This window comes from Roseateles sp. P5_D6, from assembly GCF_054049415.1.
This window is the reverse complement of sequence record NZ_JBFUMK010000004.1, coordinates 288,847-309,523: the sequence shown is the minus strand read 5'-3', so window position 1 is coordinate 309,523 and position 20,677 is coordinate 288,847. Positions and strand designations below refer to the sequence as shown.

General features: G+C 68.7%; 21 protein-coding genes. 9 read left to right on the top strand and 12 right to left on the bottom strand.

All coding sequences use genetic code 11. From position 1 onward, the window contains the following. Positions 1–85 precede the first annotated feature (85 nt). On the top strand, positions 86–880 hold the full coding sequence (locus ACXJKM_RS07280; RefSeq protein ID WP_457323752.1) for a head GIN domain-containing protein: 795 nt from the start codon (positions 86–88) through the stop codon (positions 878–880). Between the two features lie 33 nt (positions 881–913). Then, positions 914–1,555, top strand: a complete 642-nt coding sequence (locus tag ACXJKM_RS07275) for a hypothetical protein (RefSeq protein WP_056191668.1) — start codon at positions 914–916, stop codon at positions 1,553–1,555. On the opposite strand, the gene ACXJKM_RS07270 is transcribed toward ACXJKM_RS07275, so the two are convergent. Next, the gene (locus ACXJKM_RS07270; protein ID WP_457351285.1) at positions 1,545–3,197 is read right to left on the bottom strand and encodes an alkaline phosphatase family protein; all 1,653 of its coding nucleotides are present in this window, start codon (positions 3,195–3,197) and stop codon (positions 1,545–1,547) included. The two genes, ACXJKM_RS07275 and ACXJKM_RS07270, sit on opposite strands and share 11 nt — an antisense overlap. Before the next feature lie 62 nt (positions 3,198–3,259). Between ACXJKM_RS07270 and ACXJKM_RS07265 the strand changes: the two genes are divergently transcribed. From ACXJKM_RS07265 to ACXJKM_RS07255, 3 genes are all read left to right on the top strand, one after another. After that, the gene (locus ACXJKM_RS07265; protein WP_457351283.1) at positions 3,260–5,032 is read left to right on the top strand and encodes a hypothetical protein; all 1,773 of its coding nucleotides are present in this window, start codon (positions 3,260–3,262) and stop codon (positions 5,030–5,032) included. Next, complete coding sequence (locus ACXJKM_RS07260) at positions 5,029–5,790, top strand: enoyl-CoA hydratase/isomerase family protein (RefSeq protein ID WP_457351281.1); 762 nt, start codon at positions 5,029–5,031, stop codon at positions 5,788–5,790. Before ACXJKM_RS07265 ends, ACXJKM_RS07260 begins: the two co-directional genes overlap by 4 nt. Positions 5,791–5,885: 95 nt before the next feature. Next, positions 5,886–6,122 carry a hypothetical protein gene (locus tag ACXJKM_RS07255; RefSeq protein ID WP_056266878.1) on the top strand — a complete coding sequence of 79 codons (237 nt, stop codon included), beginning with the start codon at positions 5,886–5,888 and terminating at the stop codon, positions 6,120–6,122. A gap of 85 nt (positions 6,123–6,207) precedes the next feature. Here ACXJKM_RS07255 and ACXJKM_RS07250 read toward each other — a convergent pair whose 3' ends face one another. Next, entirely contained in the window at positions 6,208–6,777 is a 570-nt protein-coding gene (locus tag ACXJKM_RS07250; RefSeq protein WP_056191676.1) for a thymidine kinase, read from the bottom strand. 167 nt (positions 6,778–6,944) lie between these two features. Here ACXJKM_RS07250 and ACXJKM_RS07245 point away from each other — a divergent pair, with 167 nt between their 5' ends. From ACXJKM_RS07245 to ACXJKM_RS07235, 3 genes are all read left to right on the top strand, one after another. Beyond that, the gene (locus ACXJKM_RS07245) at positions 6,945–7,148 is read left to right on the top strand and encodes a hypothetical protein (RefSeq protein WP_056191678.1); all 204 of its coding nucleotides are present in this window, start codon (positions 6,945–6,947) and stop codon (positions 7,146–7,148) included. A 108-nt stretch (positions 7,149–7,256) separates the two neighbouring features. Beyond that, positions 7,257–7,733, top strand: a complete 477-nt coding sequence (locus ACXJKM_RS07240) for a MarR family winged helix-turn-helix transcriptional regulator (protein ID WP_056191680.1) — start codon at positions 7,257–7,259, stop codon at positions 7,731–7,733. Next, a complete protein-coding gene (locus tag ACXJKM_RS07235) occupies positions 7,730–8,404 on the top strand; it encodes a GNAT family N-acetyltransferase (RefSeq protein ID WP_082532352.1) in 675 nt (224 codons plus the stop codon). The genes ACXJKM_RS07240 and ACXJKM_RS07235 overlap by 4 nt, the downstream gene beginning before the upstream one ends. On the opposite strand, the gene ACXJKM_RS07230 is transcribed toward ACXJKM_RS07235, so the two are convergent. The 4 genes from ACXJKM_RS07230 to ACXJKM_RS07215 all read right to left on the bottom strand — a co-directional run bounded on the left by ACXJKM_RS07230 (position 8,385) and on the right by ACXJKM_RS07215 (position 15,115). Then, complete coding sequence (locus ACXJKM_RS07230) at positions 8,385–9,773, bottom strand: efflux transporter outer membrane subunit (RefSeq protein WP_056192599.1); 1,389 nt, start codon at positions 9,771–9,773, stop codon at positions 8,385–8,387. The genes ACXJKM_RS07235 and ACXJKM_RS07230 overlap by 20 nt on opposite strands. Before the next feature lie 8 nt (positions 9,774–9,781). Further along, positions 9,782–12,997 carry an efflux RND transporter permease subunit gene (locus ACXJKM_RS07225; protein WP_457351278.1) on the bottom strand — a complete coding sequence of 1,072 codons (3,216 nt, stop codon included), beginning with the start codon at positions 12,995–12,997 and terminating at the stop codon, positions 9,782–9,784. Positions 12,998–13,077: 80 nt separating this feature from the next. Beyond that, positions 13,078–14,295 (bottom strand): efflux RND transporter periplasmic adaptor subunit, encoded by a 1,218-nt coding sequence (locus tag ACXJKM_RS07220; protein WP_457351276.1) that lies wholly within the window; start codon positions 14,293–14,295, stop codon positions 13,078–13,080. 34 nt (positions 14,296–14,329) lie between these two features. Then, complete coding sequence (locus ACXJKM_RS07215) at positions 14,330–15,115, bottom strand: alpha/beta hydrolase fold domain-containing protein (RefSeq protein WP_457323529.1); 786 nt, start codon at positions 15,113–15,115, stop codon at positions 14,330–14,332. 83 nt (positions 15,116–15,198) lie between these two features. On the opposite strand from ACXJKM_RS07215, the gene ACXJKM_RS07210 reads away from it, so the two are divergent. Continuing rightward, positions 15,199–16,134 carry a LysR family transcriptional regulator gene (locus ACXJKM_RS07210; RefSeq protein WP_056191688.1) on the top strand — a complete coding sequence of 312 codons (936 nt, stop codon included), beginning with the start codon at positions 15,199–15,201 and terminating at the stop codon, positions 16,132–16,134. A 4-nt stretch (positions 16,135–16,138) separates the two neighbouring features. On the opposite strand, the gene ACXJKM_RS07205 is transcribed toward ACXJKM_RS07210, so the two are convergent. The 6 genes from ACXJKM_RS07205 to ACXJKM_RS07180 form a co-directional block, all read right to left on the bottom strand. Continuing rightward, positions 16,139–16,297 carry a hypothetical protein gene (locus tag ACXJKM_RS07205; RefSeq protein ID WP_157256194.1) on the bottom strand — a complete coding sequence of 53 codons (159 nt, stop codon included), beginning with the start codon at positions 16,295–16,297 and terminating at the stop codon, positions 16,139–16,141. Between the two features lie 139 nt (positions 16,298–16,436). Next, positions 16,437–17,123, bottom strand: a complete 687-nt coding sequence (locus tag ACXJKM_RS07200; protein ID WP_457351275.1) for a uracil-DNA glycosylase — start codon at positions 17,121–17,123, stop codon at positions 16,437–16,439. Beyond that, complete coding sequence (gene trpC / locus ACXJKM_RS07195; protein ID WP_457351273.1) at positions 17,120–17,914, bottom strand: indole-3-glycerol phosphate synthase TrpC; 795 nt, start codon at positions 17,912–17,914, stop codon at positions 17,120–17,122. Before trpC ends, ACXJKM_RS07200 begins: the two co-directional genes overlap by 4 nt. Continuing rightward, on the bottom strand, positions 17,911–18,957 hold the full coding sequence (trpD, locus tag ACXJKM_RS07190) for an anthranilate phosphoribosyltransferase (RefSeq protein ID WP_457351271.1): 1,047 nt from the start codon (positions 18,955–18,957) through the stop codon (positions 17,911–17,913). Before trpD ends, trpC begins: the two co-directional genes overlap by 4 nt. Before the next feature lie 3 nt (positions 18,958–18,960). After that, positions 18,961–20,010, bottom strand: coding sequence for a low-specificity L-threonine aldolase (gene ltaE / locus ACXJKM_RS07185; RefSeq protein WP_457351269.1), 1,050 nt, complete (start codon positions 20,008–20,010; stop codon positions 18,961–18,963). A 70-nt stretch (positions 20,011–20,080) separates the two neighbouring features. Further along, complete coding sequence (locus tag ACXJKM_RS07180) at positions 20,081–20,665, bottom strand: anthranilate synthase component II (RefSeq protein WP_457351267.1); 585 nt, start codon at positions 20,663–20,665, stop codon at positions 20,081–20,083. Between the last annotated feature and the right edge of the window lie 12 nt (positions 20,666–20,677).

Genomic DNA, 20,677 nt, shown 5'->3' with positions numbered 1-20,677 from the left:
GCCAAAACGCAGTCCGTCGCCTCTCGCGGGCGTCGCACCGGCCGGCTGGACACACTGCCGCCGCATCGCCGAACCAGGAGCCCCCATGAAACGCCTCGCCCTGCTGACCCTTGCCGCCGCCCTTGCCACCAGCAGCTTTGCCGGCGACAACGACTGGCATCTGCGCATCAAGAAGGAATCCGACGGCTGGACGGCCCACTTCAGCGGTCCCATCGACTACGGCAGCGGCAAGAACCGCATCAAGGGCTCGGGCGTCAAGGTCGAGAAGGCGCGCGCCCTCGGCAGCTTCAGCAAGCTGCGCATCGACGGCCCCTTCGACGTCAAGCTGACCCAGGCGGGCAGCGACCAGGCCACGGTGGTTGCCGACGACAACATCGAGCCGCTGGTGGAGACCGTTGTCGAGGGCGATGCCCTGGTGGTGCGCATGAAACGCGACGCCGGCTTCACGACGCGTTCCGCGCCGACGGTGCGCGTCGACGCCCGGGCCCTGCAGTCCATCGCCATCAATGGCTCGGGCGACCTGGCCGTGGAGCGCTTCAAGGCCGACAGCCTCAGCCTGAACGTCATCGGCTCGGGGGATGTGCATTTCGGTGCCGTCGAGCTGAAGGACCTGAGCGTCAGCATCAGCGGCTCGGGCGATGTGCGCCTGGCCGGCCGGGCGGACCAGCAGAGCTGGACGGTCAGCGGTTCGGGCGATGTTGACGCGCGCTCCCTTGCCGGCCGCGCAGCCCGAGTCAACATCAACGGTTCGGGCGACGTGTCTGTCGGGGTGACGGAACAGCTGGACGTCCAACTGAGCGGTTCCGGCGACCTGAGCTACGCCGGACGGCCGCAGTTGCGCCAAAGCGTCAGCGGCTCGGGCGAGATCAGCCGCCGCTAGAGCGCGACGGCCCAGGCCCCTCAGAATGGGGCCGTGAACCCCAACGACCTCTGGTGGCAGACGCTGGCCGATGGCCCGCTGCTGCTGGCCCTGTTTGATGCGGGCGAATGCCTGCGGCAAGCCAATGCGGCCTATCGACAGGCCTGGGGGCTGGCTGCCGATGCATCGCCGGGCTGGCTCGAGATGGTCGAGGCCGCCCAGCGGGCCGGCGTCGGCCCGGTCGACGTGCCGGAGCGCCGCAGCCGCATGGCGCAGCGAGGCTATGAACAGGCCTGGCGCGACGGCCGGCGCCTCTGGTGGGTGGAGCAGCGCATGCCAGACGGCGGCCTGGCGCTGACCGGCGTGGACATCAGCGCGCTGGCGGGGCCGCGGCCTTTGACGGGCCAGTTGCTGTCGGCTCAGGCCGGCCGCGAACTGCTGCAGGCTCTGCTGGCCGACCCGCGCGCCTGGCCCTTGTCCGTGGCGACGTTGGCACCCGAGGCCGATCCGGCCGAGCTGCTGGCGCGCACCCGTGGCGAGGATGGCTGCATGCGCCTGGACGACGGGCGGCTGCTCGTCATGCTGCCGTCCACTGGGCCAGCCCAGGCCGCGGCGCTGGGCGAGCGCCTCGGGGCATTGACGCTCACCGAGGCCATCTGGGGCGAATCGGCAGCGGCACTGATCGTCAGGGCTTGAGCTTCAGGTCCCGGCCTTGAGCCTGGGCCGGCGCGGGCAAGCCGGCGATGGCGGCCAGCGTGGGCGCCAGATCGGCAATTTCGACGCGTTCTTTCACCTCGCCCTGGCCGACATAGCCCGGACCCCAGAACAGCAGGGGCACATGGGTGTCGTAGTCGTAAGGGCTGCCGTGCGTGCTGCCACCAGGCCGGTAGCTGAAGATCCAGTTGCGTTTCAGCACGATCTGCAACTGCGCGGCGCGCGTCGGATCGAAGGACTTGCGCATGGCTTCCAGGTAGGGGGTGGTGCGGTCGTCTCCCAGCAACTGCTCGCGGGTGAAGACGGTGGCCACGCCGGGCAGCTTCAGCAGTTCCTCGCGGGCGGCAGCCTGGACGTCAGCGAACTTCAGGCCCTTGTCGGCGGCCAGCTTCTCGTCCAGCAACAGGCCGGAAGCGGAAAAGTCGCGCGCCAGCCTGTCGACGCCAAAGCGTGCCGACAGGGCGGTATTGACGACCGCCAGTGACGGCGAGCTGTTGAAGCGGCCGGCATCGCGGCCCTGGGTGGCCGCCCATTCCGGCGTATCGGTGAAGCCGTGGTCCGCCGTCAGCGCGAGTACATAGTTGCCGGCACCGACTTCCTTGTCGAGGAATTGGAAGAAGGCCTGCAGATGGCGGTCCAGATGCAGGGTGTGGTCGTGCGACAGCCGCGACTCGGGGCCGAAGGCATGGTTGATGTAGTCGTGGCYSGACAGGCTGACCGACAGGATGTCCTGCACACCGCGCTGGCCGAGCTTCTCGTTCGTGATGGCGGCGCGCGCGAAGGCCAGCGTTAGCTCGTCGCCGAAGGGCGAGGCCAGCAGGCCGCCGTAGAAGCGCGGGCCGGGGCCGTCCATCTTGTCGCCGATGACGGCCGGCAGCTTGTTGCCGTTGCCGCTGGCGATCTGCCAGGACTGGCCGTCAGGCACGGAGCGGGCGTAGGCCGCCTCCGGGAGAAGGGGAGCCCAGGTCTTCTTGAAGAAGGCGTCGGCCGGGTTGGTGGCGTTGAAATCCTTCACCCATTGCGGATGGGCCTGCATGTAATAGGTGCTGGAGGCGAAACGGCCCGTCTCCGTCATGTACATATACGCCGTGCCCTTGTGGCCGGCCGGCAGGATGGCGCCGCGATCCTTGCCCGAGATGCCGATGACCTTGGACGCCGGCGAACCCGTGCGCAGCACGTCGCCCAGGGTCTCGACCTTGAGGTTGCGCGGGCTGGTGCCGGCGAGCGGCGCGGTCGGGCTGTCGATGTACTGGTAAGCCACGTCGCCGGTGTTGTAGACCTGGGCGCCGGTGGCGGGGTCGCGCCATTCGTTGCTGATGATGCCGCTGCGCTGTGGATAGGCGCCGGAAAGCATCACCGAGTGGCCGGCTGCCGTCACCGTGTGGCCATGGCCGTAGTGGGCCTGCGAAAACCAGCGCCCATGGTCGAGGAAGCGGGCGAAGCCGTCAGGTGCCAGCTGGTCCCGGTAGCCCGTCACCTGGCGCATCGGCAGGCCGTCGATGACGACCAGGACGAGGAGCTTGGGTTTTTTTTGCGGCGCCACGGCCGGCGGCGCCGTCGTTGCGCAGGCGGACAGGGCAGCGGCGAAGGCCAGGCTCAGCAGGCGACGGCGAGTGTGCAACATGACGTTTTCGTGACAGTGGGTCCGCAAGCTTACGTCGTCACAATGTCTGGCTTGTAAACGCCATGGCCGAACCGGACACCTTCGACCCCACCCATGCGCTGGACGGCTGGCGTCCGCCCGCGCCTGTGCCCGTGCCGCTGCAGGATCTGGCGCTCGGCGCGTTGCTGCAGGGCGACGGCAATGGGCAGGGCAGTGAGCCGCTGCTTCCTCTCGTCAGGGCTGAAACCGTCAACTTCGACCCCACGCATCTGCTGGACGGCTGGCGCCCGCCCGCTCCGGCGCCCTTGGACCTGGAACTCAGGTCCCTGGTGCGCGCGGGCCGCAGCGGGCCCGACGAGGCCAAGAAGGCGCGACTGAAGGCGCGTGGCTACGAGATGCTGGACGTTGAGGACATCGAGTTGCCCGAGGCGCCGCCGCCGCGCATCGCCGTCGAGCTCCTGGTTCGGGAAGTCTCGCCCGCGCCACCGCTTGCCGAGGCCGAGTTCGTGCCGCCGCCTGTGAGCGAGGTGCCGCCTGCGCCGCCGGTCGAGGGGCCATGGCCCCTCTTCGAAGCCGAAGCACAGGTCCTCGAGGAAAGGGCCTCGGCGCCCGCCGAGCCCGACGCTGTCGACTCGCCTGGAGCGCCGCCGCTTTTCGCCGCCGAAGCGGCATGGCTTGATCTCCGGTTCGAGCCGCCTCAGATCGTTGAGGACGATGAAGCGTTGGCGGAGCCGCCACCCGCAACTGCGGTCATGCATGGCGGCGAAGCGCTCGCAGCGCCCTCGTCGGACGTGGGCGCCGCCGCGCTGATGGCAGACGTTGAAGCGCCCGAAGTGTTCGCGCCGGAGCCAACGCCGTTCATCGACATCGCCGAGTCGATCGACGAGCCGCTGCAGCCCGCTGCCGCGCAGGCGCCTGAGTCGTTGAGCGCGCCGCTGCCAACAGCGCCTGCCCTTGTGGAGGACGCTGAGCCGCTCGAAATTCCGCCACCTGCTGCGGTCGAAGCGGCAGTGTTGGACCCGGAGCCGCCGACGGTCGAGCCCGAGCCCGAACCGCTCATCGAACCCGTCGAGCTGCCCGACGAGCCGCTGCAGCCCGCAGTCGCGCAAATGCCTGAACCGCCACCCGCGCCGCCGCTGTCCACGCCCGCCGTCGCGGAAGACGCCGGGTCGCTCGACACGCCGCCGGCCACCGTCGAAACGCCGGTACTGGATTTCCGCGCACCGCCCCCTGCCGTCGTCGAAGCGCCGGTGCTGGACTTCCGGGCCCCGCCGCCACCGCCCGAGCCGGACCCGCAGCAGGTCCTCGACGACATCGAGCTGCCCAAGGTGGTGCCCCTGCCCACGGCCGTCGAGGCACCGGTGCTGGACATGCAGGCCCTTGCCTCGCGCAGCGAACCCGACCCGCGGCTGGTTGCTGAGTGGCAGCCGCAGGCCTGGACGGCGTTGACGCAGCACGTGGCCGATGCCAGTACCGAGGTGTCGCAGACGGCGCATGGCCTGCACGTGGAAAACCATGCAACGCAGTGGCTCTGCGCCCTGTGGCCGCCCCTGGACGCGCAGCCGGCACTGCTGGCGCGCTGGCCTGAGATGGTCACTCTCGTCGGCGCGGCGACGAGAGTCGATGCCTTGGCGTCCTTGCTGGAGGCACTGCCCACCGAGGCGGCGTTGTGGCCGGCCGAGTTGGAGGCGGACTGGGGGCTGGTGGCGGAACTCGTGTTGCACCAGGACAGGGACCTGCGGCCCAACCACGCCCAGGTGCTGCGCGAGTTCGTGGAAGCGGAGCGCCGCGCCAATCTGGCGCGCTTGAACGCCGGCTACCAGTCCCAGGGCCGCGTCGCCCGGCGCAAGCCATGACGAGCGGCCAGGCGCCGTTGCTGGAGGTGGCCGATGGCGTGGCGCTCATCACGCTGCGCCGGCCGCGCCAGGCCAATCGCCTGGCTGTGGACGACCTCGACACCCTCGGCGGCTTCATCGAGGCGGTGGATGCGAACGATGCCGTGCGTGTGCTGGTCCTGGCCGGCGAAGGCAGGCATTTCTGCAGCGGCTTTGATCTCGGCGCCCTGGGTGCCGTTGATGCGGGCGCGCGCTTCGGGGAACTGGCCGATGCACTGGAGGCCGCGCGGCCCATCACGATTGCGCGCCTGCATGGCGGTGTCTATGGCGGCGCCGCCGATCTGGCCCTGGCCTGCGACTTCCGCCTCGGCGTGCCGGCCGTCGAGATGTTCGTGCCGGCGGCGCGCATCGGGCTGCATTTTTATGCCGGTGGCCTGCAGCGCTTCGTCGACCGCCTGGGTCTCGCCACCGCCAAGCAGGTGCTGCTGGCCGGGCGCACGCTGGACGCCGCCGCCCTTCTTGGCTGCGGCTATCTGGACCAGTTGCTGCCCGACGTCGCAACGCTGGACGCCGCGCTGCAGGCTCTGGCCGACGAACTGCAGGGGATGGCGCCCCTGGCCCTGCTGCCGATGAAGCAGCACCTGAACGCGATCGCCGCTGGGCGGCTCGACGCGAAACAGCTGGCGGCCGACATCGTCAAGGCGCGCGATTCGGCCGATCTTGCCGAGGGTCAGGCGGCCTGGGCGGGCAAAAGACCAGCGCGATTCAAGGGGGGTTGAAAGCCCTAGGCCGGGGCTTTCGCCACATCGTGGAAAATACGGGGCCTGCGCGCCTGCCTGGCGCCCCTCTTTACACACTCTTCGACAGGACCAGCGTGGCCAAAGAAACCACCAAGACCACCATCGAAGCGGATGGTCTGCGCTACCGCTCCAAAGCTCCCGGTTCGCCCTTCGCGGCAACCTCGTCTTTCGGCGCAGCAACGATGTCTTGCTTCCTTTGCGGCAAGCACCGCCCCCGAGCCATGCTCAAGTCCAAGAAGCTGTTGGGCAAGTCGCAGCCCGTCTGCTCGCCTTCTTGCAAGGAACTCGATGCGCAAATAGCAGCCAAATAGGGCTGTCAGCCCCTCACCTCGCGTGAGGGCCATGAACGACCCAGCGCCGCCACGGCCTCGACCGCCGTGGCGGCGCTTTTTGCATTCAGCCTTGGCGGAAGCAGCGGCCGCAGACGGAACGGTAGCGCGCGTTGCCGCCGATCTCGACCTGGGCGCCTTCGGTGACCTTGCGGTTGTTGGCGTCCACGCGCATGTTCATCGTCGCCTTGCGGCCGCAGTCGCAGATGGTCTTCATCTCGTCCATCTCGTCGGCCAGCGCCAGCAACGTGGCCGAACCGGGGAAGAGTTCGCCCTGGAAATCCGTGCGCAGGCCGTAGCAGATGGCCGGCAGATTGCGCAGATGCGCCAATTCGTGCAGTTGCTGCACCTGGTGCTTGGACAGGAACTGCGCCTCGTCGACCAGCAGGCAGGCGATGCCCGGCCCGTCTTCGTTCTGGCCGACCAGGGCCAGGAAATCGGTGGTCTCGTCGAATTGCTCGGCCTCACGCTTCGGGCCGAGGCGCGACGTGACGAAGCCGTGGCCATAGCGGTCGTCCAGGCGAGCCGTGAAGATGCGCACCCGATGGCCGCGTTCCTCGTAGTTGTGTGCCACCTGCAGCAAGGCGGTGGATTTGCCGGCATTCATCGCGGCGTAGCGGAAAAAAAGCTTGGCCATGTCGTCTTCTGGAGCGGAGCGGCATTGTCCTCGCTCGCTTACCCCGCAGATCGGGGTAGGGAAAGCCCGCGATTTCGGCCTTTGCTGGCGGCAACCGCGGGCTTGCGAGATGGCGTTGTCATCTTCGCCGTGCGTCAATTCACGTTTCGTCCCGACCTGTCTGAAGAATGAGCAAAGACACCGTCACCGCGGTCCGCCAGGATGGCTTGCGCTACCAGTCGAAAATCGGCGGTTCGCCTTTCCTTGGAAGCGGCCACACCCGCTCCTGCTTCAAATGCGGCAAGCATCGTGCGCCGGCCAGCCTGCAGTCCATCCGACTGCTTGGCCGCAACGAGGTAGTCTGCAAGCCCAACTGCAAGGCCGAGCCCTAAGGGGCCTCTGTCGGCTGGGTGCGCTTGCCGCACCCTATGACGCCCGCCATTGACGGCGCTGGACCTGTTGCATAGCATGATATGCATATCGGTTGAGCGGAGCTCGTCATGGTCGAAGATGTCGTCAAGGAACTGGGCCACCTGAGCCTGGGCACTCGCCTCAAGCGCATCGGCGAGACGCTGCAGGCGCAGACCCAGGCCGTGCTGGTGGCGCATGGCTTTGAGCAGCCGGCCGCATGGTTTCCGCTGCTGGCGGCGCTGGACCGGCTGGGGCCGCTGAGCGTCGGCGAGCTGAGCCAGGCCGTGGGTGTCAGCCAGCCCGTCATCACGCGTTCGCTGCGCGGGCTGGAAGACGAAGGCCTCATCGGCTCGGAGGCGTCGGAGCAGGACCGGCGGGTACGCCGCATCGCGCTGAGCAGGAAGGGGCAGGGTCTCGTCGAGCGGTCGCAGCGCGAGGCCTGGCCGGCCATCGAAACGGCCGTCGCGCAGGCCTGCGCGGGGCTGGAAGGCGACCTGCTGGCCCAGCTCGCGGCGCTGGAAGACGCGCTGATCGAAGCGCCGCTGATGCAGCGAGGGCCGGCATGAACGAACTCGACCGACCCGTCTGGGCCAGCCTGCAGCACCAGCCGCATTGGGGCACGGGTGACGAGAAGGCGCGACGCTTCAAGGCCGACATCAACCGCTTTGCTGCGACACCCGACGAAAGCGCCGCCAGCCTGGCCGCGCTCGCCGCCCTCGTGCAGCCGGGCGATGACGCCGTCTTCCTGGCCCAGGTGCCACCCATCGTCGTGCCGCCGGGCTTGATCGCAGTGAAGGAAGCGCTGGGCGTGCAGATGGTGGCGACGCAACCTTTGACGGCAGACGGAGACTTGCAAGTCCTCGGCGATGCCGATGCCGCCGAGATGCTGGCCCTGGCCACGTTGACCGAGCCCGGGCCCTTTCTGCCGCGAACCCACACCATGGGCCGCTTCATCGGCATCCGCATCGACGGCCGGCTGGCGGCCATGGCCGGCGAGCGCATGCGCTTTGCCGGCCATGTCGAGGTCAGCGGTGTCTGCACCCACCCCGACTTCCGCGGTCGGGGCCTGGCGCGCCGGCTGTCGGCCGCGGTGACGGCCGACATCCAGCGTCGCGGCGAGCAGGCTTTCCTGCACGCCTGGACGAGCAACACCGCCGCGATTGCGCTCTACGAAAGCCTGGGCTTCGTCACGCGTGCCACCGTGAACATCGCTGTGCTCAAGCGCCAGCCAGCTTGACCGGGGCCGTCTCGCTCCAGCCGCCACCCAGGGCCCGGATCAGCCCGACCGTGGCCTGGTACTGAGCCGAGCGCACCTGCAGCGCGGCCCGCTTGTTGGCGAGCTCACTGCGGCGCGCGTCCAGCAGTTCCAGCTGGCTGACCAGGCCGTTGCGGTAGCGCGTGTCCGACAGCTTCAGCGCCTGGCCGGCCGCGCTGACCGCACGCGCATTGGCCTCGCCCTGCTGCTGCAGCAGCGTCAGCGCGCCGAGTTGGTCCTCGACGTCCTTCAGCGCCAGCAGGAACTGCTCGCGGAAGGCAATCGCCGAGCCATCGAGCTGGGTCTTGGCCGCGTTGACACCCGCCTCGCGGCGGCCGCCGTCAAAGATGGGCAGCGCGGCCAGCAGGCCGACGCCCCAGGTGCTGGCGCCACTCTTGAGCAGGTTGGACAGCTCGCTCGACACGCCGCCGCCCTGCGCCGTCAGCGCCAGGCTCGGCCACCACGCAGCCTGGGCGACGCCAACCCGCGCTTGCGCGGCCTGCAACTGGCTGCGTGCGGCGGCGAGGTCGGGGCGTCGTTGCAGCAGCTCGCTCGGCAAGCCGGCGGGTACTGTGGGCAGGGCAGTGGCCCACGCGGTGGGCGCGAGTCGGAAGTTGGAGGCCGGCTCGCCCAGCAGCACGGCCAACGCCGTTTCAAGCTCCAGGCGGCGGCGGTCCAGGGCCAGCGCCTCGGCCTCGTTGGCGGCCAGCTCGGCGCGCACGCGAGCCAGGTCCAGGTCGGCGACGTCGCCAGCGCGGGCGCGCTTCTCGGTCAGCGACAGCGTCTCGCCATAGGCCGCAACGGTACCCCTGACGATCTCGCGCTCGGCATCCAGGGCACGCAGCGCCAGATAGCCGCGGGCAACATTGGCCTGCACCAGCAGGCGGGCATCGGCCAGCAGCTGTTCGCGGGCGAGCACGTCCAGCGCGCTGGCATTGCGTTCGTGCAGCAGGCGGCCGCCCAGGTCCAGTTCATAGGCCAGGTTCAGGCCGGCGTTGTATTGCGTGATGCCGCGCGCGCCGGGGTCGGCAGCGCGGCCAGCACCGGCGGCGACGCCGAGCTGCGGCAGACGCGCCGCCTCGGTGCTGCCCAGTGCCGCACGCGCCTGCGCCAGGCGGTTGGCTGCGGCTTGCACGCTGGTGTTGGCCGCCATCGCACGGCCGACGAGGTCGTCCAGCACCGGGTCGGCAAAGGGCTGCCACCAGCTGGCGGTCAGCGCAGGTGCGTCGTTCGCAACCTGGGCCTTGTAGGCGGCGGGCGCCTGCGGCAGCTGGGACGGGTCGACCGTGCCGACCGACGCGCAGCCGGCCAGCAGCAGCGCTGCAAAAAGTGGGGTCAGGTTCAATTTCATGATGTTGATCACTTTCCTCGTTGCGGCAGGGCGTCGATGACGGGCTGCGTGGGTGCGGCAGGAGCGGCGACCTGGCCACCGTGGTGGCGCAGCGGTGCATTGCCGGTGACACGGCGCACGATGACGTAGAACAGCGGCGTCAGGAACAGGCCGAACAGCGTCACGCCGATCATTCCGGCGAACACCGCGATGCCCATGGCCTGGCGCATCTCGGCGCCGGCGCCGGTGGACAGCACCAGGGGCAGCACGCCCATGACGAAGGCCATTGACGTCATCAGGATGGGACGCAGTCTGAGCCGCGCCGCCTCCAGCGCGGCCTGCATCGGCGTTCTGCCGGCGAACTCCAGCTCACGGGCGAACTCGACGATCAGGATGGCGTTCTTCGCACTCAGGCCCACCAGCACGATGAGGCCGATCTGCGTGAACACGTTGTTGTCGCCATGGCTGAGATACACGCCCGTCATCGCCGCCAACAGGCCCATGGGCACGATGAGCAGGATGGCGATGGGCAGCGTCAGGCTTTCGTACTGCGCGGCCAGCACCAGGAACACCAGCAGGATGGCCAGCGGGAAGACCCACGCACCCGAGTTGCCGGCAATCTTTTCCTGGTAGGTCAGGTCGGTCCACTCGTAACCGATGCCCGGGGGCAGGGTCTCGGCGGCGATGCGTTCTACCGCGGCCTGGGCCTGGCCCGACGAGAAGCCGGGTGCGGCGCCGCCATTGATGTCGGCGGACAGGAAGCCGTTGTAGCGCAGCGCGCGCTCCGGCCCGAAACTGGGCGTGACCTTCATCAGCGCGGCCAGCGGCACCATCTCGCCGGTGTTGGAGCGCACCTTCAGCGCGCCGATGTCCTCGGCACGGGCGCGGTAGGCGGCATCGGCCTGCACGCGAACCGAGTAGGTGCGGCCGAACTTGTTGAAGTCRTTSRCRTACAGGCTGCCSAGGTARATCTGCATGGTGTCGAACACGTCMGTCACSGSCACGCCRAGCTGGCGCGCCTTGGTGCGGTCGAKGTCGGCRWACAGCTGCGGCACATTGACCTGGWAGCTYGAGAACAGGCCGGCCAGTTCGGGCGTCTTGTAGGCCTTGGCCATGAAGCCCTTCAGCGCCTGGTCCATGGCCTCGTAGCCGAGGCCGCCGCGATCCTGCAGCTGCAGCTTGAAACCACCCGTCGTGCCCAGGCCCTGCACGGGCGGCGGCGGGAACATGACGATGAAGGCATCCTCGATGGCGCCGTATTGCGCGTTCAGCTTGCCGGCGATGGCGCCCGCGGACAGGTCCTTGCTCTTGCGCTCGTCAAAGGGCTTGAGCGTCGCGAAGACGATGCCCGAGCTGGAGCTGTTGGTGAAGCCGTTGATCGACAGGCCGGGGAAGGCCACCGCGTGCTCCACACCCGGCGTCTTCAGCGTGATGTCGGTCATGCGGCGGATGACGTCCTCGGTGCGGTCCAGCGTCGCGCCGTCGGGCAGCTGGGCGAAGCCGATCAGGTACTGCTTGTCCTGGCCCGGCACGAAGCCACCGGGCACGGCCTTGAACAGGCCGGCCGTGGCTGCAACGAGCACGAGGTAGACGACCATCATGAAGGCCTTGCGCGACATCAGCGTCTTCACGCCACTGCCGTACTTGGCCGAGCCGCTCGAGAACAGCCGGTTGAAGCCGCCGAAGAAACGGCCCAGCACGGCGTCCATGCCACGGGTCAGCGCGTCCTTGGGGGCGTCGTGGCTCTTCAGCAGCAGGGCGGCCAGGGCAGGCGACAGCGTCAGCGAGTTGATCGCCGAGATCACCGTCGAGATGGCGATGGTCAGCGCGAACTGCTTGTAGAACTGGCCGGTCAGGCCGCTGATGAAGGCCAGCGGCACGAACACCGAGATCAGCGTCAGCGCGATGGCGATGATGGGGCCCGACACCTCACGCATGGCGCGGTAGGTGGCGTCGCGGGGCGACAGGCCCGAGGCGATGTTGCGCTCGACGTTCTCGACCACCACGATGGCGTCGTCCACGACGATGCCGATGGCCAGCACCAGGCCGAACAGGCTCAGCGCGTTGATCGAGAAGCCGAAGCCGTGCATGACGGCGAAGGTGCCGATGATGGACACCGGCACGGCCAGCAGCGGGATGATGGAGGCGCGCCAGGTCTGCAGGAACAGGATGACGACCAGCACCACCAGGGCCACGGCCTCCAGCAGCGTGTGGATGACTGACTCGATGGACGCGCGCACGAACTGCGTCGGGTCGTAGACGATGGTGTATTCCACGCCTTCGGGCATGGCCGTCTTCAGGTCTTCCATCGCGGCGCGCACATTGGCCGAGATGTCCAGCGCATTGCCGCCCGGAGCCTGGAAGATCGGCACCGCGACSGCGKMCTTGTTGTCSAGCAGCGAGCGCAGCGCGTAKTCGSYGGCGCCGAGYTCGAYGCGGSCGAKGTCGCGCAGSCGMGTCACSGCSCCATYSGCGCCRSTCTTGACGATGATGTCGCCGAAYTCCTCAGCGGTCTGCAGCCGGCCCTGCGCGTTGACGGACAACTGCAGGTCGATGCCTTGCAGGCCCGGTGAAGCGCCAACGACGCCGGCGGCGGCCTGCACGTTCTGGCCGCGGATGGCGGTCACCACGTCACTGGCCGACAGGCCATGCTCGGCGACCTTCTGCGGGTCCAGCCAGACGCGCATCGCGTAGTCGCCCGAGCCGAACATCAGCACCTGGCCCACGCCGGGGATGCGCGCGAGGCGGTCCTTGACGTTGAGCAGCGCGTAGTTGCGCAGATAGGTCATGTCGTAGCGCTCGTTGGGCGAGGTCAGGTGCACGACCATGGTCAGGTCGGGGCTGCTCTTGACCGTCGTCACGCCCAGGCGCTTGACCTCCTCGGGCAGGCGCGCCTCGGCCTGGCTGACGCGGTTCTGCACCAGCTGCTGGGCCTTGTCGGGGTCGGTGCCGAGCTTGAAGCTGACGGTCAGCGTCATCAGGCCGTCAGTCGTCGCCTGGCTGCTCATGTAGAGCATGTCCTCGATGCCGTTGATGGCTTCCTCGAGCGGCGTGGCCACGGTCTCGGCGATGACCTTGGGGTTGGCGCCGGGGTATTGAGCGCGCACGACGACCGAGGGCGGCACGACGTCGGGGTATTCCGAGATCGGCAGCGCGCGGATCGACAGCAGGCCGCCGATGAAGATCAGCAGCGACAGCACGCCCGCAAAAATGGGGCGGTCTATGAAGAATTTAGAGAGATTCATGGTTGCTCCAGACAGCACGCCCCCCGCAGGCCGGCTGAACCGGCCCGCAGCACGGGGCTTGCGGTGGGATGGGGGCTAGGTCAGGAGATCTTTGCGGCAGCTTGCTGGGCAGCCAGTTCGGGTTTGGCGTCCATGGCGACGTCCTTGGGCGCGAGCACCGACCCCGGCCTCACGCGCTGCACGCCGCCGACGACGATGCGCTCGCCGCCCTTGAGGCCGCTGGTCACGACACGCAGGCCGTTGACATTGGCGCCCAGCGTCACACCGCGCCATTCGGCCTGGTTGCCCTGGCCGACGACGATGACATAACGCTTGTCCTGGTCGGTGCCGACGGCGCGCTCATTGACGAGCAGGGCCGCCTCGTTCTTCGCCTGGCCCATGCGCAGCTTGGCAAACTGGCCAGGGATCAGGCCGCCGTCCTTGTTGTCGAAGACGGCGCGCACGCGCAACGTGCCGCTCCTGGCATCCACTTGGTTGTCGACGAGTTGCAGGCGGCCTGTCTGGCTCTTGTCACTGCCTGCCAGCATCTCCACGGGAATGCGCTCCATGCCTTTGCGCTCGGCGCCGCCGCCGGGCAGCGAGGCGAGCGCCTCGCGCACCACCTTTTCGTCGGCGTCGAAGCTGGCGTAGATCGGGCTGACCGACACCAGCGTCGTCAGCACCGGCGCACCGGCACCCGCGGCGACGAGGTTGCCCTGCGTCACTTCGATCCTGCCAACGCGGCCCGCCACCGGTGCACGCACCTGGGTGTAGCTCAAGGACAGCTGCGCCGATTGCAGCGCGGCCTGAGCGGCGCGCAGGTTGGCCGCACCTTCACGGGCGGCGTTGTCCTTCTCGTCGAACTCGCGGCGCGCCACGGCGCGCTCCTCCAGCAGGGACTTGGCGCGTTGGGCCTCGCTGAGCGTGTAGGTGACGCGGGCCTGGGCGGCGGCCACCTGTGCATCCAGGCGCTGCACCTCGGCCTGGTAGGGCGCGGGGTCGATGGTGACGAGCAGGTCGCCCGCCTTCACGAGGCTGCCCTCGCGGAAATGCACGGCCTGCACGGCGCCCGACACACGGGCCCGCACATCGACGCGCTCGACGGCTTCCAGGCGGCCCGAGAACTCGTTCCAGGCCGATACATCCTGGCTGACAACCTGGGCGACGGACACCGGTGTGGCGGGCGGCGCGGTGGGGCCGGCGTCGGCCTGGGCTGCGCCCGAGCCGAACTGGGCGAAGCCCACGGCGCCCAGGGCGACGAGAGCGACAGCGCCAGCGATCAGGCCGGCACGACGATTGAGACGAGGGTTGGACTGCATTTCTATTTCTCTCCGAAGGTCAATCAGGCAGGAATCAGGCGGGAAGGGACAGCGCGCGGCGGGCCGCTTCACGCAGGAATTCGTGGATGGGATTCAGCGCATAGCCCGGCGCGATGGCGGGCAGCGTCATCTCCTTGGCGGTGCCGCCTTGCTCCCGCAGTGCAACGGCATAGCGGCGCGACTCGTCGCTCAGCGGGTGGCCCGCGGCGCTGAGGATCAGCGCGGGCGCCAGGCCGCTCAGCCGGCTGGCGTTCAGCGGCGCGGCATAGGGGTGGTCGGCGCGCGTGCTGCCGCCCAGATAGGCCTGCCAGCCCTTGGCGTAGTGGCATTCACAGCCTCCGCATTCGCCGTCACGCATGGAGGCGCTGCCGAGTTGCGGGTCCAGCATGGGCGCAATCAGCAACTGGCCAGCGAGCTTGGGTGCGTGCTGGTCGCGGGCCATCAGCGCGAGCGCCGCGGCGAGGTTGCCGCCCGCTTCCTCGCCGGCAACGAACAGGGCGGTGTGCGGGCTGCCGGTCAGCCTGGCCGGCTTGGCGGCGAGGGCCTGCAGGGCCTCGAAGGCGGCGCTCAGGCCGCTGGGGAAAGGGTGCTCAGGCGCCAGCGGATAGTCCAGCGAGACGACATCAGCGCCCGCGTCGGCGAGCATCTCGCTGCGCGCCCGGCTGGCCTGGAGTGAGCCGTCCGTGAAGCAGCCGCCGTGCAGCCAGAGCAGCAGCGCGCGCCCGTCGCCGTCCAGCGGCCGGCGCGCCGTGTAGACCTGGGCCACGAGGCCCGGCGCAGGGCCGAGGCGCAAAGTGGCAGGGGAGGCGATCTTGTCCATGGACCGAAAGATAGTGATCAACGGCCTAGGGATAAACGGCCTTGAAAGTGACTCACTTTTCCTTGCCGTGGAACAATGAAGTCATGGACCGACTCTCCGCGATGCAAGCCTATGTCCGGGTGGTCGAGGCCGGCACCTTCACCAAGGCGGCCGATTCCCTGGACCTGCCCAAGGCCACCGTCACGCGCCTGATCCAGACGCTGGAAGGCCATCTGCGCACCAAGCTGCTGAACCGCACCACGCGGCGCGTGACAGTGACGCCGGATGGCGCGGCCTACTACGAGCGCGCCATGCGCCTGCTGGGCGACCTGGAGGAGCTGGAAGGCAGCATGAACCAGGCCCGTGTGACGCCGCGTGGCCGCATCCGCATCGACGTTCCCGGCGTGGTGGGGCGCGAGATGATCATTCCGCACCTGCCGGATTTCTACGCCAAGTACCCCGACATCCAGATCGAGCTTGGCGTCAGCGATCGCACGGTGGACCTGATCAGCGACAACATCGACTGCGTGATCCGTGGTGGCGAGTTGACCGACCAGAGCCTGGTCGCGCGGCGCATCGGCGAATTCCGCTTCATCACCTGCGCGACGCCCGAATACCTGCGCCGCCATGGCGCGCCGGCCCATCCGCTGGAGCTGACGCAGGCGCCACATCGCATGGTGGGTTATTTCTCGGCACGCAGCGGCAAGGTCATGCCAGACACCTTCCGCCGCGGCGAGGAAGAAATAGAGGTGGCGGGCAACCACATCCTGGCGGTGAACGATGCGAATGCCTATCTGAATGCCGGCTTGGCCCACCTGGGCGTCGTGCAGGTGACCTGCTTCATGGCCGGCCCGCTGCTCAAGAGCGGCGAACTGGTGCGCGTGCTGGAGGAATGGGACGCCGACCCGGTGCCGGTCTATGTCGTCTACCCGCCCAACCGCCATCTCAGCAGCAAGCTGCGGGTGTTTGTCGACTGGGTCGTCGAGCTGATCGGCCGCGAGGCGATGGGCGGGCTGAAGCTGCGCTGTACGACGAGCTGAGGGCTCAAGCCTCGTCGGCCGCGCTGCTGGCGACCACGGCCGCCGGACCGAAGTCTTCGGCCGACGGAGCTGGGGCGCTGATAGCCAGCAACATGCCCGCCGCCAACGCTGCGACAGCCGTCGCGGCGGTGATCAGCGTGGAAATGGATCGGGTGTTGTTCATGGTGACTCTCCTGGTCGGCCACCGCCGAGCGGGGTGTGCCGATAGGTTGTCACTGTAGGAATTGCGCGCCGCGAGAAAAAGCGGGGCAGAGAGAACGGCGAGTTGCTGCCAGCGGAACAATCCGCGGCTTGAAAACCGGTCAGCTCTTGCGCGGCGCACCCCGCCCGCGCTCCTCCAGCCAGGTTTTGGCCGTCGAGAAATGTCCGCAACCGATGAAGGGCCGCGGCGGCTTCAGCGCCGACAGCGGCGAGGGGTGGTTGGCCTTCAGCACCAGGTGGTCCTGGCGGGCCGCCTCGATCAGCGGCGCCTTGGCCTGGGCATAGGCGCCCCACAGCATGAAGACCTTGGGGGCCGGGTCTTCAGCCGCGGCCTTGATGAGGGCGTCGGTCAGCACCTCCCAGCCACGGTTGGCATGGCTGGCGGGCTGGCCGTCCTCCACCGTCAACACGGCGTTGAGCAGCAGCGTGCCGCCTTCGGCCCAGCGCACCAGGCTGCCATTGGGCGGGAAGGGCTTGCCGAGGTCGCGCTGGATCTCCTTGAAGATATTGCGCAGGCTGGGCGGCAGCGGCACGCCGGGCGGCACGCTGAAGCTCAGACCTTCCGCCTGGCCGGGGCCGTGGTAGGGGTCCTGGCCGAGGATGACGACGCGGGTGCTGGCCAGCGGCGTCAGCGTCAGCGCGCGCAGCGGCTCGGGCGGGTAGATGGTGGCGCCGGCGGCGGCGCGCTCTTCCAGGAAGGCTTCCAGTTTCTGGCCAACGGGCGAGGCGGCCCAAGCTTCGACGACGGGGCGCCAGTCGGTGTCGGGAAGTTGCAGCGGCAGCTTCATCCGAACAGGGTCGCCAGCGCCTGGCCCGGGTCGGGCGCGCGCATGAAGGCCTCGCCGACGAGGAAGGCGTTGACGTTCGCCTCGCGCATGCGCTTCACGTCCGCCGCGCCGAGGATGCCGGATTCGGTCACCAGCAGCTTGTCGGCCGGCACGCGCGGGAGCAGGGCCAGCGTCGTGTCCAGCGTCACGTCGAAGGTGCGCAGATTGCGGTTGTTGATGCCGACCAGCGGCGTCTTCAGCTGGAGGGCGCGGTCGAGCTCCTCGCCGTCATGGACTTCAACGAGAACGTCCAGCCCGAGGGCATGGGCCGCCGCCTCGAGGTCGGCCATCTGCGAGTCGGCCAGGCAGGCGGCGATCAGCAGGATGCAGTCGGCGCCCATCGCACCGGCTTCCATGACCTGGTACTCGTCCACCATGAAGTCCTTGCGCAGCACCGGCAGCTCGCAGGCGGCGCGGGCTTCGCGCAGATAGGCGGCCGAGCCCTGGAAGAAGCGCTCGTCAGTCAGCACACTCAGGCAGGCCGCGCCGTTGCGGGCATAGCTTTCGGCGATCTGCCCGGGCTTGAAGTCCTCGCGCAGCACGCCCTTGCTGGGGCTGGCCTTCTTGATCTCGGCAATGACGGCCGCGTGGCCGGCCGCGATGGTGGCGCGCAGCGACCGTTCGAAGCCCAGGCGCTCACCCTTGCGGGCCTCTGCCTCCTCACGCTGTGAGGCCAGCGAGCGCTTGAGCTTGGCCGCCGCGATCTCTTCCCGCTTGACCTCGACGATGCGGTTCAGGATATCGCTGCTCACGCTTTTCCTCCCAATCCCTGGGTCTGCTTGACGAAGGCATCCAGCTTGGCACGCGCCGCACCACTATCGAGTGCCGTGCGTGCGCGGGCGATGCCGTCGCTCAGCGTCGGCGCCACGTTGGCGGCGTATAGCGTCGCGCCAGCGTTCAACAGCACGATGTCGCGCGCTGGGCCGGGCTTGCCGTCGAGCACACCGACCAGCATCTCGCGCGACTGTTCCGGGTTCTCGACCTTGAGGCTGCGATTGCTGGCCATGGCCATGCCGAAGTCCTCGGGATGGATCTCGTACTCGCGCACGGCGCCGTCCTTCAGCTCGCCCACCAGGGTGGTGGCGCCCAGCGAAATCTCGTCCATGCCGTCCTTGCCGTAGACGACGAGAGCGTGCTCGGCGCCCAGGCGCTGCAGCACCCGCACCTGGATGCCGACGAGGTCGGGGTGGAAGACGCCCATCAGGATGTTGGGCGCGCCGGCCGGGTTGGTCAGCGGGCCCAGGATGTTGAAGATGGTGCGCACGCCGAGCTCGCGGCGCACCGGCGCGATGTTCTTCATCGCCGGGTGGTGATTGGGCGCGAACATGAAGCCGATGCCGCACTCGTCCAGGCACGCTGCCACGGCACGTGGCGAAAGCTGGATGTTGGCGCCCAGAGCCTCCAGCACGTCGGCGCTGCCGGTCTTGCTGCTGACGCTGCGGTTGCCATGCTTGGCCACCTGCGCACCCGCTGCCGCCGCGACGAACATCGAGCAGGTGGAGATGTTGAAGCTGTGTGCGCCATCGCCACCGGTGCCGACGACGTCGACGAGATGCGGCAGCGGCCCAATCTCATGCAAGGGCACCTTGTTGGACAACTCGCGCATGACCTGCGCGGCGGCCGTGATTTCGCCGATGGTTTCCTTCTTCACGCGCAGGCCGGTCAGCAGCGCCGCAGAGATGACGGGCGACATCTCGCCGGCCATGATGCGGCGCATCAGCGTCAGCATCTCGTCGTGAAAGATCTCGCGGTGCTCGATGACGCGGGTCAGGGCTTCGGTGTCGGTGATGGGCATGGCTCAGCGCTCCAGGAACTCGCGTGCGGCGGCAATGGCGTGATCGACGCCGGGGGTGTCGACATCGAGATGGGTCACAAAGCGCAGACCGATGAGGCCGGTGGCCAGCACGCCGCGTGACTTCAGGTGCTCCAGCAGGGCCGGTGTGCGGCCGTCGCTGATCTGGGCAAAGACGATATTCGTCTGCGGTGGCGTGACCGTGACACCCGGCAGCGCGGCCAGGCCCTCGGCCAGGCGCTTGGCCAGCGCGTGGTCGTCGGCGAGGCGGTCGACGTGATGGGTCAGCGCATGGTCGGCTGCGGCCGCCAGCAGGCCGACCTGACGCAGGCCGCCGCCCACCATCTTGCGCACACGGTGGGCGCGGCCGATCAGCTCGCGCGAGCCGACCAGCATCGAGCCGATGGGCGCGCCCAGGCCCTTGCTGAAGCAGAGGGAGACCGAGTCGAAAGGGCGGGCCAGGTCGGCCACGCTGCGGCCCGAGGCAACCGCCGCGTTGAAGAGGCGGGCGCCGTCCAGATGCGTGGCCAGGCCACGCGCATGAGCCAGTTCGCAGGCGGCGTTGGTGTACTGGGTGGACAGCACATTGCCGCTCCAGGTGTTCTCCAGCGCCAGCAGCCGCGTGCGTGCGAAGTGCGGGTCGTCGGGCTTGATGGCGGCGGCGATGTCTTCGAGCTTGATCGTGCCGTCGGGCTGGTTGGTCAGGGGCTGGGGCTGGATGCTGCCCAGCACCGCCGCGCCGCCGCCTTCGTAGCGGTAGGTGTGGGCGAGCTGGCCGACGATGTACTCGTCGCCACGGCCGCAATGGGCCAGCAGGGCACAGAGGTTGCTCTGCGTGCCGCTTGGCATGAAGAGAGCGGCCTCCTTGCCGAGCAGGGCAGCGACGCGCTCCTGCAGCGCGTTGACGGTGGGGTCGTCGCCGAAGACGTCGTCGCCAACTTGTGCCGCTGCGATCGCTGCGAGCATGGCGGGCGTCGGCTTGGTGACTGTGTCGCTGCGCAGATCCACGACCTTGCCGGTGGCGGCTGCGCCCGATCCGGGCGCGTAGTCGGTCATTGGTGCACCCTTCGCGCTTCGCGCTGTCCCGCCACGCGGGAATGAGCCCCTTCGGGCGGCCGTGCGGGGCTCATGCCTTCAACTCCAGGAAGTTGCGCAGCATCGCGTGCCCATGCTCGCTGAGGATGGACTCGGGGTGGAACTGCACGCCCTCGCACGGCGTGGCCGTGCCGGCCAGTTCGCGGTGGCGCACGCCCATGATCTCGCCATCCTCGCTGCGCGAGGTGATCTCCAGCACCGCCGGGCAGCTCGCTTCCTCGATGACGAGGGAGTGGTAGCGGATCACCGAGAAATCCTTGGGCAGGCCGGTGTAGACGCCGCGACCATCGGTCGTGATCGTGCTGGCCTTGCCGTGCATCTGGCGCTGGGCCCGGATGATATTGCCGCCCAGGGCCTGGCCCATGGACTGGTGGCCCAGGCACACGCCCAGCAACGGCTTCTTGCCGATGAAATGCTGGATGGCTTCCACGCAGACGCCGGCTTCGTTGGGCGTGCAGGGGCCGGGCGAGAACACGATATGAGCCGGGTCCAGCGCCGCCATCTCGGCCACGGTGATCTCGTCGTTGCGCACCACCTTCACGTCCGCGCCCAGTTCACCGAAGTACTGGACGAGGTTGAAGGTGAAGCTGTCGTAGTTGTCGATCATCAGCAGCATTTGGACTCCCGC

Excerpts from the sequence above, each read along its gene's own strand:
- ACXJKM_RS07235 (WP_082532352.1), top strand. The coding sequence starts at position 7,730 with ATGAACGAACTCGACCGACCCGTCTGGGCCAGCCTGCAGCACCAGCCG.
- ACXJKM_RS07240 (WP_056191680.1), top strand. The coding sequence starts at position 7,257 with ATGGTCGAAGATGTCGTCAAGGAACTGGGCCACCTGAGCCTGGGCACT.
- ltaE (WP_457351269.1), bottom strand. The coding sequence starts at position 20,010 with ATGACCGACTACGCGCCCGGATCGGGCGCAGCCGCCACCGGCAAGGTC.
- ACXJKM_RS07250 (WP_056191676.1), bottom strand. The coding sequence starts at position 6,777 with ATGGCCAAGCTTTTTTTCCGCTACGCCGCGATGAATGCCGGCAAATCC.
- trpD (WP_457351271.1), bottom strand. The coding sequence starts at position 18,957 with ATGCCCATCACCGACACCGAAGCCCTGACCCGCGTCATCGAGCACCGC.
- ACXJKM_RS07230 (WP_056192599.1), bottom strand. The coding sequence starts at position 9,773 with ATGAAATTGAACCTGACCCCACTTTTTGCAGCGCTGCTGCTGGCCGGC.
- ACXJKM_RS07220 (WP_457351276.1), bottom strand. The coding sequence starts at position 14,295 with ATGCAGTCCAACCCTCGTCTCAATCGTCGTGCCGGCCTGATCGCTGGC.
- ACXJKM_RS07180 (WP_457351267.1), bottom strand. The coding sequence starts at position 20,665 with ATGCTGCTGATGATCGACAACTACGACAGCTTCACCTTCAACCTCGTC.
- ACXJKM_RS07200 (WP_457351275.1), bottom strand. The coding sequence starts at position 17,123 with ATGAAGCTGCCGCTGCAACTTCCCGACACCGACTGGCGCCCCGTCGTC.
- ACXJKM_RS07205 (WP_157256194.1), bottom strand. The coding sequence starts at position 16,297 with ATGAACAACACCCGATCCATTTCCACGCTGATCACCGCCGCGACGGCT.
- ACXJKM_RS07245 (WP_056191678.1), top strand. The coding sequence starts at position 6,945 with ATGAGCAAAGACACCGTCACCGCGGTCCGCCAGGATGGCTTGCGCTAC.
- ACXJKM_RS07280 (WP_457323752.1), top strand. The coding sequence starts at position 86 with ATGAAACGCCTCGCCCTGCTGACCCTTGCCGCCGCCCTTGCCACCAGC.
- ACXJKM_RS07260 (WP_457351281.1), top strand. The coding sequence starts at position 5,029 with ATGACGAGCGGCCAGGCGCCGTTGCTGGAGGTGGCCGATGGCGTGGCG.
- ACXJKM_RS07215 (WP_457323529.1), bottom strand. The coding sequence starts at position 15,115 with ATGGACAAGATCGCCTCCCCTGCCACTTTGCGCCTCGGCCCTGCGCCG.
- ACXJKM_RS07210 (WP_056191688.1), top strand. The coding sequence starts at position 15,199 with ATGGACCGACTCTCCGCGATGCAAGCCTATGTCCGGGTGGTCGAGGCC.
- ACXJKM_RS07265 (WP_457351283.1), top strand. The coding sequence starts at position 3,260 with ATGGCCGAACCGGACACCTTCGACCCCACCCATGCGCTGGACGGCTGG.